11 protein-coding genes are annotated in these 12,920 nt (G+C 71.2%); 2 read left to right on the forward strand and 9 right to left on the reverse strand.

What is annotated here, in order from left to right:
* Positions 1-9: 9 nt before the first annotated feature.
* From Val02_RS18070 to Val02_RS18100, 7 genes are all read right to left on the reverse strand, one after another.
* Entirely contained in the window at positions 10-1,617 is a 1,608-nt protein-coding gene (locus tag Val02_RS18070) for a hypothetical protein (RefSeq protein ID WP_203900259.1), read from the reverse strand.
* Positions 1,617-2,858, reverse strand: a complete 1,242-nt coding sequence (locus tag Val02_RS18075; protein WP_203900260.1) for a cytochrome P450 — start codon at positions 2,856-2,858, stop codon at positions 1,617-1,619. The genes Val02_RS18070 and Val02_RS18075 overlap by 1 nt, the downstream gene beginning before the upstream one ends.
* A 142-nt stretch (positions 2,859-3,000) precedes the next feature.
* Positions 3,001-5,481 carry a GNAT family N-acetyltransferase gene (locus Val02_RS18080; protein WP_203900261.1) on the reverse strand — a complete coding sequence of 827 codons (2,481 nt, stop codon included), beginning with the start codon at positions 5,479-5,481 and terminating at the stop codon, positions 3,001-3,003.
* 115 nt (positions 5,482-5,596) lie between these two features.
* On the reverse strand, positions 5,597-7,345 hold the full coding sequence (locus Val02_RS18085; RefSeq protein ID WP_203900262.1) for an IucA/IucC family protein: 1,749 nt from the start codon (positions 7,343-7,345) through the stop codon (positions 5,597-5,599).
* Complete coding sequence (locus tag Val02_RS18090; protein WP_203900263.1) at positions 7,342-7,869, reverse strand: GNAT family N-acetyltransferase; 528 nt, start codon at positions 7,867-7,869, stop codon at positions 7,342-7,344. The genes Val02_RS18085 and Val02_RS18090 overlap by 4 nt, the downstream gene beginning before the upstream one ends.
* Positions 7,866-9,194 (reverse strand): lysine N(6)-hydroxylase/L-ornithine N(5)-oxygenase family protein, encoded by a 1,329-nt coding sequence (locus Val02_RS18095; RefSeq protein WP_203900264.1) that lies wholly within the window; start codon positions 9,192-9,194, stop codon positions 7,866-7,868. The genes Val02_RS18090 and Val02_RS18095 overlap by 4 nt, the downstream gene beginning before the upstream one ends.
* Positions 9,181-10,680 (reverse strand): pyridoxal phosphate-dependent decarboxylase family protein, encoded by a 1,500-nt coding sequence (locus Val02_RS18100; protein ID WP_373317910.1) that lies wholly within the window; start codon positions 10,678-10,680, stop codon positions 9,181-9,183. Before Val02_RS18100 ends, Val02_RS18095 begins: the two co-directional genes overlap by 14 nt.
* A gap of 56 nt (positions 10,681-10,736) precedes the next feature.
* Between Val02_RS18100 and Val02_RS18105 the strand changes: the two genes are divergently transcribed.
* A complete protein-coding gene (locus Val02_RS18105) occupies positions 10,737-11,450 on the forward strand; it encodes a siderophore-interacting protein (RefSeq protein WP_203900265.1) in 714 nt (237 codons plus the stop codon).
* A 49-nt stretch (positions 11,451-11,499) separates the two neighbouring features.
* Here Val02_RS18105 and Val02_RS18110 read toward each other — a convergent pair whose 3' ends face one another.
* Positions 11,500-12,045 carry a GNAT family N-acetyltransferase gene (locus Val02_RS18110; protein ID WP_203900266.1) on the reverse strand — a complete coding sequence of 182 codons (546 nt, stop codon included), beginning with the start codon at positions 12,043-12,045 and terminating at the stop codon, positions 11,500-11,502.
* Between the two features lie 80 nt (positions 12,046-12,125).
* Positions 12,126-12,527: a type II toxin-antitoxin system VapC family toxin gene (locus tag Val02_RS18115; RefSeq protein ID WP_203900267.1), complete on the reverse strand. Its 402-nt coding sequence runs from the start codon at positions 12,525-12,527 to the stop codon at positions 12,126-12,128.
* Positions 12,528-12,558: 31 nt separating this feature from the next.
* Between Val02_RS18115 and Val02_RS18120 the strand changes: the two genes are divergently transcribed.
* A complete protein-coding gene (locus tag Val02_RS18120; RefSeq protein ID WP_203900268.1) occupies positions 12,559-12,915 on the forward strand; it encodes an MmcQ/YjbR family DNA-binding protein in 357 nt (118 codons plus the stop codon).
* Positions 12,916-12,920: the final 5 nt, after the last annotated feature.

Consider the following 12,920-nt stretch of genomic DNA (forward strand, 5'->3'; position numbering starts at 1 on the left):
CTATGGACGTCAGCGGAGGGCGATCACGTCATAGGCCTCCAGACGGTCGACGGTCACCGTGAGGCGGCCGTTGCGGCACGTGGTCGTCGCGCGGCGCGGACCGTCGGGGGAGAACACCCGCACCGCGCGCGGGCAGGACGGCAGCGCCGCGGAGACGACGACGTTCGACCACGGGACCGGTGCGCCGGCGTAGCGGTGGTTGACCAGGTGGATCGTGCGGCCGTGCCGGTTGTGCAGCAGGGTCGCCGCGATCTTCGGGGTGTCGACGCGCACCGCCTGCGGGGCGTGGCTGTTGCCGCGGAACAGGTCCGCGTGCGCGCGGTAGAAGCCGCTGTAGCGGGTCAGGAAGCCCAGCATCCCCTGTTCCTGCGCGGTCGGGCTGCCCACGGTGTCCTTGAGGTGGAACGCCGGGAAGAGGCCGTTCGCGTACGCCTCCGCGCCGAAGATCCGCCAGTAGTCCCGTTGCTCGCCGGGCGGCAGGTTCAGGTAGTTCGTCATCATCTCGTTGGGCCAGTCGATGAAGACCGCCACCGGCACGTCGCCGGCGATCTCGCGGCTGCGTTCCTTGAGATAGCGGTAGTTCGGGCCCAGCGACTTGGCGCCGTTGAGATGGCCGTCGCGCACCGGCACGTAGTCGGCGCCCTTCCAGTCCGGCGTCTGCTCGTCCGGGTTCCACGGGTACATGCCGACGCTGTTGAAGTCGACGTACGGCCACAGGCCGTTGGAGCTGATCAGGAGGCGCCTGCCCCGGGAGGCCGCGTATCCGCGCAGGCGGTCCACCAGTTCCTTCCAGTACCGGCGGACGTACGTGCCCGTGAACGTCGTGTCGCCGGCGTACAACCGGTTCGGCACGACGCGGCCCCACTCGGCGGCGAGCGGGTTCGCGGCGTTGAGCGGGTCGGTCTGCCAGCCGCCGGCCCGCAGATAGGCGCGGTAGTCGAACGGCACGTCGGGGCGCGGGACGTTCGGCCCGGTCATGCCGAAGCGGGCCTGCCAGTCGGCGGGCGTGAACGCCGGATACTTCGCCAGCAGGTAGCGGTTGAAGTCGGCGAGCGTGTAGTCGTCGAAGCCCTCGTTGCCGTTGAACCCGTACTTCTGGCCGCCGCTGAAGCCGCCGTTCACCTCGTCGAGGTTGATGCCGTCGACGCCGCCGTCGATCTGGATCCGCGCCCAGGCGAGGAGGTGTTCGCGGTAGGCGGGGTTGAACAGGTTGCCGCGCCGCACGGGCTCCCCGAAGCCGAACTCGTCGTGCGGCACGGGCACGTTCTCGGCGTCCCTGGTGGACATGTCGTCGTAGATCGCCTCCGTGGCGAAGTCGCGCGGGAAGATGACGCTGGCGGTGCCGCTGCCCATGAAGGTCGTTCCCTGGGCGTGGTAGCGGGGAATCTGCGCGAAGTTGTAGTCGGCCGCCTCGTCGCCGGCCGTCGACCACTTGCCGATCGCGCGGATGGTCACGTCCGGTTTGAGCGTGTACACCTGCGGGTCCTCGTCGCCCACGTCGGACTGGCTGAACCCGTACACGACGAAGTCCCGGGGAGTCGACGGCGCGGCGATCGCGGGGACGGGCGCGACGAGTGCGAGCGCCACCGCACCCACCGTCCACAGTGGAGTCCCCATCAGAACGTGTACGGCATGTGCTTCACGCCGTTGATGAAGTTGGAGTACAGGTACACCGGCTCGCCGCCCTCGATGGTCGGGATGCGCCGCAGCAGGACGCACAGCATCTCGGTGATCTCCAGCCGGGCCAGGTGGGCGCCGAGGCAGAAGTGCGGGCCGGCCGCGCCGAACCCGAGGTGCGGATTGGGGCTGCGGGTGATGTCGAACCGGTACGGGTCGGTGAAGACCGCCTCGTCGACGTTGGCGGAGTTGTAGAAGAGCACCACCTTGTCGCCCTCGCGGTACTGCTGGCCGTTCAGCTCGTGATCCTGGGTCAGCTTGCGGCGCATGAAGATGACCGGCGAGGTGACCCGCACGATCTCCTCGACGGCGCCCGGGGCCAGGGTGTCGAGGTCGGAGGTGAGCAGCGCGCGCTGGTCGGGGTTGACGGTGAGCAGGCGCAGCCCGGCCGTGATCGAGTGGCGCGTGGTCTCGTTGCCGGCGACGAGCAGCAGGATGAAGAAGGAGCCGAGTTCCTGCAGGGTGAGGCGTTCGCCGTCGACGTTGGCGTGCACCAGGGCGCTGGTCAGGTCGTCGGTGGGCGCCCGCTCGCGGCGCACCGCGATGTCCTGGACGAGCTGCTGCAGCTGCATGCCGGCGTTGAGCAGCATCATGCCGGTCTCGGCCAGGTCGGCGCTGCCGTACTCGGGGTCGAAGCCGCCCAGGATCGTGTTGGAGTGCTCGAGCACGAACCCGTACTCCGACTCGGGCAGCCCCATCAGGTCGCAGATGATTTTCAACGGGAGGCGGGCGGCGGCCGTCGTCACGAAGTCGCCGCCCGGCCCGGCGGCGAGCAGTTCCTCGGTGATCTGCTCGGCGACGGTGCGCACGTTGCCGGTCAGCTGGGCGACGGTCGCCGGCGTGAACGCCCGGTTGACGATCCGCCGCAGCCGGGCGTGCCGCGGGTCGTCCATATTGATCATCGAACCGAAGTACTCGGCGAAGTCCTCCGGCAGGTCCGGGACGCTGATCGCCCCGCCCCGGCCGGAGGCGAACACCTTCGGGTTGCGGCTGGCCGCCACGACGTCGGCGTGGTGCACCAGCGCGTAGTACCCCGGCCCCTTCGGCGCGAACGGCACCTCCGGCTCCTCGTAGAAGACCGGCGCGTCAAGTGCGCGCAGCTGCCGGAAGGCGCGTTCGCGCTGATCGTGGGGGAGCGCCCAGAACGCCCTATCCGATAGATCAAAGTCGATGACGGTCATGCCGCCATCATCAGCCGGGCGCACACGCCAGGTCAACGGACCGTCACGGCCAGCTTCCCGAACGCCACCCGGTCGCGTGGGAGGCCCGGTCGATGACCGGCCGCGCCGTGCAAGCGTTCAGTAGCGCCGCGCGAACTATTCCCTAGGCGGTGTCGGGACGGTCGAAGAAGGCGAGTTGGGCGCGTTTGCCGTTCACGTCGACCTGCTCGCCGAACTCGTAGCCGCTGCGGCGCCACCGGCGCAGCGCGCGTTCGTTGCGCACGTCCGGCTCGATGACGATCCGCCGCCGCGACGGCACCGCGAAGACGAACCGGTGCAGCGCGCCGGTGAGCGCACCGGTGAAGCCCGCGACCGGTGCGCCCTCCGGCGGCGCGAGGAACAGGTGGATGCCGAAGTCGCCGTCCCGCACCGGATACACCTCGCCGACCGGGTCGTGCTCCGGTTCGTACGTCTGGAAGATGCCGACCGGCCGCCCGTCGACCCGCATCAGGTAGGCGTGGTGCGAGGGCAGGTCGGCGATGTAGTCGTAGATCTCGCCGACGTACTCGCGGGTGTGCTCCGTCATGCCCCAGAACTCCGCGCGCGGCTGCGTGACCCAGCCGTACACCAGGTCCAGATGCAGTTGCGACACAAGGGGTTCGAGGCGGAAGGTGCCGAGCCCGGCGACCCGTTCCTCGTACGTCACCGTCCACGGCCGCACCACGGGCAGCAGCTCGCCGGCCGTCCACAGTGGAGTCTGGTCGGCGAAGTGCGGGTCGTCGGGACGGCCGGAGGCGCCGAAGGGCACCACCCACTCGCTGGGCGTGCCGTCGAGGCGCCACACGTAGCGGGCCACCGGGCCGCGCCAGCAGGCGTCGGAGACGCCGGGCACGCTGGTGGTCGACAGGACGCAGGCCTCGTCGCCGGAGACCGGCACCGGGTGCGGCAGCCCGGGGGCGTCGTGCGGCGTGCGCACCGGCGCCAACACGTGCGTCGCACCCCACTCACCCGCCTCCGTCACCTCGTCGAGGGCGGCCGCGGCGAGCTCCTCCAGGTCCTTCGCGAGCGCGGGCAGGACATGGGCATTGGCGACGACGCCGTCGAGCGCGAGGCCGACCCGCACTCCCGGATGCAGCCACGGATCGAAGACCCGGTCGAACGACTTCGCGGCCCGCAGCGGCACCAATGCGGAGTGGGATGCGACGCGCCGCGCGAAGGCGTTGCGCCACAAGGCGTACGCGCCCGCCTCGACACTGTCGGCGCGCAGCTGCCCGTCCCAGGCGAGCAGCCGGTCGCGGGTCGGCGAGGCGGGCAACCGGCGCAACAGTCCACTGAGGACGGTGGTGTCCAGGAGGGTGTCGGTGTGCACGGCGGTTGGTTCGGCGCCCGCGTCCAGGAGTTCGCGGATGCGGCGGGCGCGGTGCGGGGCGGCGAAGTCGACCCCCAGGTCGGCGGTGTCGCCCGGCCGCGCGTCGTTGGCGTTGACGCGGATGTGCTCGACCGCACCGCCGGGCGTGGGCGCGTATCCCCGCCACGCGTGGCGCTGCGCCCAGGCGGGCACGGGGGTGCGGCGGTTGGCGTCGTCGCGTTCCGGGACCAGGCCGGCCACCCGCCAGTGCGCGGCGCCGGCGGAGTCGACGACGAGCACGCTGTTGACCGGTTCGACCCAGTGCTCCAGCGCGGCGAGCACATCGCCGGCCGTCCTGGCGCGCAGCAGGGGGAGCAGGGCCTCGAAGCCGAGGCGTTCCTCGACCCGGCACGGCGTGCGCAGGCTGAGACCGGTGTCGATGACCGGCCCGCGCGCGGTCTGCACGATCTCGACCGGCACCGGATCGCCGTCGCGCACCTGGATAAGTTCACTGTGGACGGTCACCGGCTCCCAGCCGGACGCGCCGCGGGCCCGCCCGTCGACGATCTCCTCGACGTAGAGGTCCTGGTAGTCGGCCATCGCGTTGGTGATGGACCACGCCACCGAGCCGGCGTGCCCGAAGTGCGGCACTCCCGGGACCCCGGGAAAGGCGAACCCCACCACGTCGAACTCTGGACAGGCCAGGCCGACCTGCTGGTAGACCCCGGGCAGTTCGAGCACCCGGTGCGGGTCACCGGCGAGATACGGCCGCTCGCCGGCGACCCACGCGTTGCTGCCCGAGCCGGCCGGCGGCTCGCCGTGGAAGAGCGCGACCGCCTCCGTCCCCAGCGTGGTGCCCACGTGCGCGCGCCACAGCTTCTGCGTGAACGTCCCGAACAGGATGTGCTGCACCAGGAAGACGCCGAGCGGCGTCCACGGCCGCCAGGTCCCGGGTGCGCTGCCGGTCGCCGCGAACTCCGGCGCATCCGCCTCGCGCAGTCCCGCGTTCACACCGTCCACATAGGACGCGATCCAGCGGCGCGTGTCGGCGTCGAGGCGTTCGTAGCAGCGGCGTGCGGTGTCGTCGAGGCGCGCGCGCCGGGCGAACCGGTCCCAGGCGACCTCGCCGGCCCCGAGCCGCGCGGCGAGCGCCCCCTCGGAGCGCCACCGTTCGACCTCGATCTGCCAGGCGCGGTCGGTCGCCGCGTTGTGCCCCTGCGCGAAGGCCAGCTCGTCGGCGGTGTCGCCCCACAGGTACGGGATCCCGTTGACGTCCCGCCGGATGTCCGTGCTCATTGCTCCCCGCACAGTGTCGGTGCGGCGCCTGAGGCACCGCCTTCCCTCGTCACTCCGGTCGCTGCGCTCCCTGCGCTCCTCGGTCCAGGCGGCGCCGCGCCGCCCCGCCACGTGCTCATTGCTTGGCCAGCGGGTTGTCGATGTCGCCGGCGTAGATGAGCGAACCGGCCTGATCCGTCAGGTCCACCATCTGCAGGGTGTTGCGCAGCTGCAACCGGTTGAGGCACGAGTGGCGGAACGTGGGCCGGAAGAAGTCCAGCCGGTCGCGCAGCTCCGGGTGGTCGTTCCCGTGCTCGCGCACACACTCGCCGACGAGCCGCCAGAACTCCGCCTCCGGCAGCACGCCGTCGCCGTCGAGGATCCCGGCGAGGAAGCGCAGGAACCCGTCGAACACGTCGGTGAAGATGGCGAGCACCCGGAAGTCGTCGTCGACCGGCATGCGGATGCGCGCCACCGACTCCGGCAGCGGCCGGTCGTGGAACGCCACCACCTCCTCGCCGATGTCCTTCATGAACGCCCGCACCGGCACGTGCCCGGAGAGCACCAGGATGAGGTTCTCCCCGTGCGGCATGAACGCCACGTCGTGCGCGAGCAGGCAGTGCAGCACCGGGCGCAGGTAGGCGCGCAGGTACATGGCGACCCAGCGGTCGGCCGGCAGGCCGGAGGCCCTGATGAGCGCGGTCGCCAGGTGGGCTCCGGAGCGGTCCCGGTGCAGCAGGCTCGCCATCGTGGCGAGGCGTTCCCCGCCGGCCGTGCGCGGGACCGGGCTCTCCCGCCACAGCGCGGCCAGCATCCGGTTGAACGCCGACACCGGGGCCTTGCTGCGATGGTAGGCGTCGCCGGTGTAGCCGACCGAGGCCAGTTCGCGCAGCACGTCGAAGCCGCACTCGCGCAGGGTGCTGTCGCCGCGCACGAGGTCGGCGACCCAGTCGTTGATCGGCGGGGTGGCGCGCATGTACGCCGGCGAGAGGCCGCGCATGAAGCCCATGTTCTGGATGGAGAGCGCGGTCTTCACGTAGTGGCGTTCGGGGTGGTCCAGGTTGAAGAACGTGCGGATCGACTGCTGCGCTCGGTAGCGGTCCGGGCCCTCGCCGAGCGGCACGATCGCCCGGCGCGCCACGTCGGCCGCGAACGTCACCAGCACCTTGTGCTCGTACTGCCACGGGTGCACCGGCAGGTACCGGTACGCGGCCGGGTCGAGGTCCAGCGCCCGCAGGTCCTCGGCCCAGCGGGCGAGCGCGTCGGTGCCGAGTTCGGCGGCGTAGTGGGTGTGCTCGTCGACGCCCGCGCCGGCGGTGAAGTCGCTCAGGTCCCGCCGCACGGCGAGCCACACCAGCCGCACGGGACGGCCGGCCTCCGGCGCGTACGCCTCGTGGTCGGCGAGCCCGAAGCCGATCCGACCGTTGTTCGCCACGAACAGCGGATGCCCCTCGGTCATCCCGGCCTCGATCGTCTGGAAGTCGGCGTCCACCAGGTCCACAGTGGACTGCCGCTGATGCGTGTGCTTCCACGCCGAACCGGCGAGCGTGGCGCTGATCTCCTCCAGGTAGGTTCCGATGAGCTTTTCCGGGATGCCGAGCGTCGCACGGAGTTCGACCACCAGATCGAGAGCGTCCAGGGCCGTGGGCGAACCGTCGACCTCGCGCACGACGGACGCCGGGTCCAGCACCCAGTGCTCCAACGCGTAACGCGCGGCGCGGAAGCGGTACACCACCCGCCCGCCGTCGGTGTCGAGCCGGTAGCCGTCGCCGTCGGCGACCGGTGCGATCAGTCGCTCGTGGGTGAACTCCGCGATCGCCTTGCACACCAGGTGCCGGTGCGCGACCTCGATGGCGTCGGGACTGAGATGGGCCGGCGGTGTCACGGGCGGTCCTTTGCGGCGAAGTCGGCGCGGGTGCAGAAGGAGAGTCGGGCGACCTTGTCGTGCAGCTGTACGGGGCGGTCGACCACGAAGCCGACCTCCGCGTTCTTGCGCGCGATGGCCTCGTTGCGGATGTCCGGCTCGACGACGACCCGTTCGGCCTTCGGGTCCTCGAAGATGAAGCGCATCACGGCGCGCATGACGGCCGACGTGAGCCCGTGCCGGGGCGGGCCGTCCGGCGGGGCGACGAGCACGTGCATGCCCACGTCGCCGGGGAGCACGTCGTAGTGCGCGGCCAGTTCGCTGTGCGCCGGTTCGTAGGTCTCGGTGAGGAAAACCGGCAACCCGTCGAGGCTGCCGATCCAGGCGTGGTGGTGCGGGTCGGCGTCGATGCGCGCGTACTCGGCCCGCACCGCGGCCACGTCGGCGTCCGGCATGCCCCACCACACCGAACGCGGATGCGTGATCCAGGCGTGCAGCAGCTTGTCGTGCCGGTCGAGGTCGACCGGTTCGATGGTGAACCTCATCGCGCCGCCACCCGGTCGTCCACTGTGGACGCCTCCGCCGAGGCCGGCGGCAGCGCACCGAAGTGCTGGAAGGCGATCGAGCGTTCGATCGGGTACACCTCGCGGCCCAGCATCCCGGCGATGATCACCGAGTTGCGGTACGGCCCCCAGCCGAGGTCCGGGGCGGTGAGCGTGTGCGTGTGCTCCTCGGCGTTCTGCACGAAGATGCCGGCGCCGGTGACGTCGACCGCGTAGCCCTCGGACACGTCGTAGCGGCCGGCGGCGTCCCAGCGGATCCGGTCGCGCACCGGGTCCAGGAAGTCCGGCGTGCGGGGGCGGTAGCCGGTCGCGAAGACCAGGCCGTGCGCGGTGGTGCGCGACGTGGTGCCCTGTTCGTCGTGGCGCAGCGCCAGCGTGTAGCGGCGGTCCGCCGGATCCCAGGTGACCGAGTCGACCTCGGTGTTGGTCAGCAGCGTCGTCGGCACCGGGCCGGCGAGGTCCTTCTGGTACAGCGTGTCGTAGATGGTGTCGACCAGGTCGCCGCTGATGCCCTTGTACAGGTTGCGCTGCTCGCGGTTGAGCCGGTCGCGGCGTTCGGCCGGCAGCGCGTGGAAGTAGCGCACGTAGTCCGGCGAGGTCATCTCGAGCGTGAGCTTCGTGTACTCCATCGGGAAGAACCGGGGGGAACGGGTGATCCAGCTCAGGTGGTAGCCGGCGCTGTCGATGTCGTTCAACAGATCGAGATACACCTCGGCGGCGCTCTGCCCGCTCCCGACGACGGTGACCGAGTCGAGCGCCTGGAGGTTTTCCTTGTGCGACAGGTAGTCCGCGCTGTGGATGGCCGGGCCGGCGAGGCCCCGCGCCGCCGGCGGCAGGAACGGCGCCGTGCCGATGCCGAGCACGATCCGCCGGGCGCGGTACGTCTCGGGTGTGCCGGCGCGCACCGCGTGCACGACGTACTCGTCGCGGGCGGCGTCGTGCTCGACCCGTTCGACCCGGGTGCCGAAGCGGATGCTGGACAGCTGCTGCGCGGCCCAGCGGCAGTAGGCGTCGTACTCCGCGCGCAGCGGGTAGAAGCTCTCCCGGATGTAGAACCGGTACAGCCGGCCGGTCTGCTTCAGGTAGTTCAGGAACGAGAAGCGCGACGTGGGGTCGGCCATGGTGACCAGGTCGGCCAGGAACGGCACCTGGATCGTGACCCCGTCGATCATCAGCCCGGGGTGCCACGCGAACTCGTCGCGCTGCTCCAGGAAGACGCCGTCGAGGTCGGCGACCGGCTCGGTGAGGCACGCGAGGCCGAGGTTGAACGGCCCCACCCCGATGCCGACGAAGTCATACGTTCGCATCGGCCGGCACCTCCGGGTGGTCCCACTCGGCGTCCAGGATCTCGATGCCGGCCTCGCGGATGAGGTCCAGCACGAGGGCCAGGTGCGCGGTGGTGGTGTTCGGATTGAGCAGCGTGAACTTGAGCCAGTGGTGGCCGCCGAGCGTGGTCCCGGCGACGATCGCGGCACCGCGCGCGAACAGCCGCCCGCGCAGCATCGGCATGAGCCGGTCGCAGCTGGCGGCGTCCAGCCACTCCGGCCGGTACCGGAACAGCACCGTGCTCAGCGTGGGCGCGGCGGCGACCTCGAAGTCGGGATCGTCGGCGAGCATCCCATGGGCCTCGACGGCGAGGTCCATGACGGCGTCGAACATCCGCCCGAGTTCGTCGGCGCCCATGCTGCGCAACGTCATCCACAGCTTCAGTGCGTCGAACCGGCGCGTCGTCTGCAGGCTCTTGTCGACCTGGTTCGGGAACGCGGCCGTCTTCGGGTTGAGGTAGTCGGCGTGCACGGAGACGCGGCGCATCGTCGCCCCGCGGCGCACGACGATCGCGCTGCAGCTCACCGGCTGGAAGAAGCTCTTGTGGTAGTCGACCGTGACCGAGTCGGCCCGTTCGATGCCGTCGATGAGGTGCCGGCGGGTCGGCGAGATGAGCAGCCCGCAGCCGTACGCGGCGTCGACGTGCAGCCAGACGCCGCGGCGCGTGCAGAGTTCGCCGATCGGCTCCAGCGGGTCGATGCAGCCGAGGTCGGTGGTGCCGGCGGTGGCGACGACGGCCATCGCGACGAGTCCCGACGCGCGAACGTCGTCGATCGCGCGGGCCAGCGCGGCGGGGTCCATCCGGCCGGTGCCGTCGGTGGCGACCGGCACGACCGCGTCGGCGGCGAGCCCGAGCAGGCCGGCCGACTTGCCGACGCTGAAGTGGCTCTCGGTCGTGGCGAGGATCCGCAGCTTCGCCAGGGCCTCGGTGCGCGCGTCGGCGATCCCGTCGGTGGCCGTGTCGATGGCCTCCTCGCGGGCGAGCAGCAGCCCGTGCAGGTTGGACTGGGTGCCGCCGCTGGTGAAGACCCCGTCGGCCCCGGCCCCGAACCCGATCCGCGCGGCGGTCCAGTCGATCAGCCGGCGTTCGATGAGGGTGGCGGTGGTGCTCTGGTCGTACGTGTCCACGGAGGAGTTGACCGCCGCGAGCAGCACCTCGGCGCTGAGCGCGGGGAGCGCCACGGGGCAGTTCAGGTGCGCCACGTAGGTCGGCTCGTGGAACCAGATCGCGTGATCCAGGTACAGGTCGGCGACTTCCCGGAGGGCGGCGGCGGTGTCGCCCAGGGGTGCGTCGAGATCGATGTCGTTGACCATGGCCTGCAGCTGTGGCAGCGTCGCGCCGGAGAACGGCTGACGCACGGAACGGATCCGCTCGCCGAGCGCGGCGGCCGCCTGGCCCACACCTGACAGGTAACCGTCCACCGTGGACCGTCCGAACAGGTGCGGGGACGAGGACCCCTCAAACACGCCGCCTCCACTAAAGGTAGCCTTACCTAACAAGGTGGAGGCTAGTGGGAGGGCGCGTGAAACGAAACTGGGAGGGCCTTGTTCTCAGGGCTTTCGGGGGGCGGGACTTCCGCCTGACGGTGCTCGAGCACACCGTCGTCAATGACCACTACCTGCGGATACGCGTTGATGGTGGCGGGTTGTTACGGGCCTGTGACATACATCCCACCATGTGGCTCCGGCTGTGGTTCGACAACGACGGCAAGGCCCATCAGCGGGCCTACACGCTCGTCGACCCCGACCCGGCCACCGGCCAGTTCTCGCTCGAGTTCGCCATGCACGACGGCTGCGCGGCGCGCTGGGTCCGCACCGCCCGGCCCGGCGACGTCATCGAGGCCACCCTGCAGGGCACCGGGTTCACCATGCCGGATCCCGCGCCGACCCACCTGTACCTCGTCGGCGACGCCGCGTCCGTGCCCGCGCTCAACAGCCTCTTCGACACCGCCCCGCAGACGCCGGCGACGGTGTGGCTGGAGTACCAGCACGACGGCGAGAAGGACCTGCCGCTGCGCGCCCGGCCGCACCACGCCGTCACCTGGGTGCCCCGGCGCGACGGCGGCCAGCACCTGGTGGACACCGTCTGCGGTGCGCTGTCCACCGCGGCGCCGGACGCGTTGTACTGGGCCTGCGTGGAGGCGCGCAGCACCCGGGCGATCGCCAAGCACCTGCGCAAGGGCCTCGGGCTCGACAAGCGCCGCGTCGTCACGCTCGGGTACTGGAACGCGTCGTGACCCTCGGCGCCCGCCGCCGGTGGGTGATCGGTGCGGCCCGTACGGAGATCTAGGAAGCGGGTCTCCACGGCAACGGGCGGACCAGCATCTGGTGCGGGCGCCAGCCCGGGAACGGGATCAGGTCGCCGACGTGCTCCCACTTGAGCATGCGCAACGCCCGCCAGACGGCGGTGTTGGTGTCGGCGACGGCCAGCGTGACCCGCTCCTCCGGTCGGGAGGCCAGCAGGTCGGAGAACATCCGCACGCCGACCTGCTGCCGCCGGTACTCCGGCAGCACGAACGCCTCGCAGACGGCGAAGGTGCGCCCGTCCCACTCGCGGACCAGTGCGGGGTCGGAGACCGAGGTGAGGTCGCGCCACCACAGGGTCTCCGCGGGTAACGGGCAGCCCATCACCGTGCCGATCGGGCGGTCGCCGTCGAGCGCGACCGCGGCGGCGAAGCCCGGTGCCTCGACCGTCCACTGTAGACGTTGCTCGGGGCTCGGGTCGGTGTGGTCGACCAGGTGCAGCTCGGCGGCGTGCACCTTGCGGTACACGTCGGCGAGCGCGTCGACGTCGACGCGGTCGGTGCGGACGACGCGTAGGTCGGAGGACATGAGAAGCGCTCCCTTCGGCAGTTTGGTAAGGCTAACCTAAGGGAGCATCAGAAGGGCGCGCCGCGCCGGTGCCGCCCCGGCTACGGCGCCGCGAGCAGAGCCTCGTAGGGCGCGACCGGGACCAGGTCGCCGACCAGCCGGGCCAGGTCGGCGTCCAGCGTGACGAACGCGTCCGCCTGCAGCCGGGTCACCGCCAGGTACTCCGCGTCGTAGGTGTCCGGGCGGCCCAGTTCGTCGGCGATCCGCCAGGCGTGCGCCTGCGACACCCGGTCGCCGAGCAGCCGGATGCGCAGCCCGCGCAGGTAGTCGAGCCGGCGGTCGGCCTCCTTCCTGGTCACCTCGCCGCGCCGCGCCTGCGCGTAGAGCAGCGCCAGCACCTGCGAACGCAGCAGCGTCGGCGCCACGAGCCGGTGCGCGTCCGGGATGGTGGCCTCCTCGCGGGCGAGCCGCAACGCCACGTCGGCACCGATGACGAACCGCATCCCCGGATCCTACGGCCGATAGGGTGTGCGCATGGCCGACGCCGACGACGTGCGCCGACTCGCGCTCGCGCTGCCCCACGTCACCGAGATCGACAGTGACGGCTTCGACTTCCGGGTCGGCAACAAGGGGTTCGTGTGGTCGTATCCCGAACGCCTGCCCGGCAAGCCGCGCGTCATCCGCACCGACGTCGCCGTGCTGTACGTGGGCGACGAGGCCGAGAAGCAGGCGCTGCTGCTCGGCGAGCCCGACCTGTTCTTCACCACACCCGGGTACGACGGCTTCCCGCTGGTGATGCTGCGGCTGCCGATGGTCGACGTCGCCCGCCTGACCGAACTGGTCACCGACGCGTGGCACATGCGCGCGCCGGCCGAGCTGCGCGACGCCTGAACGTC

This window comes from Virgisporangium aliadipatigenens, from assembly GCF_016863615.1.
Classification (GTDB): domain Bacteria; phylum Actinomycetota; class Actinomycetes; order Mycobacteriales; family Micromonosporaceae; genus Virgisporangium; species Virgisporangium aliadipatigenens.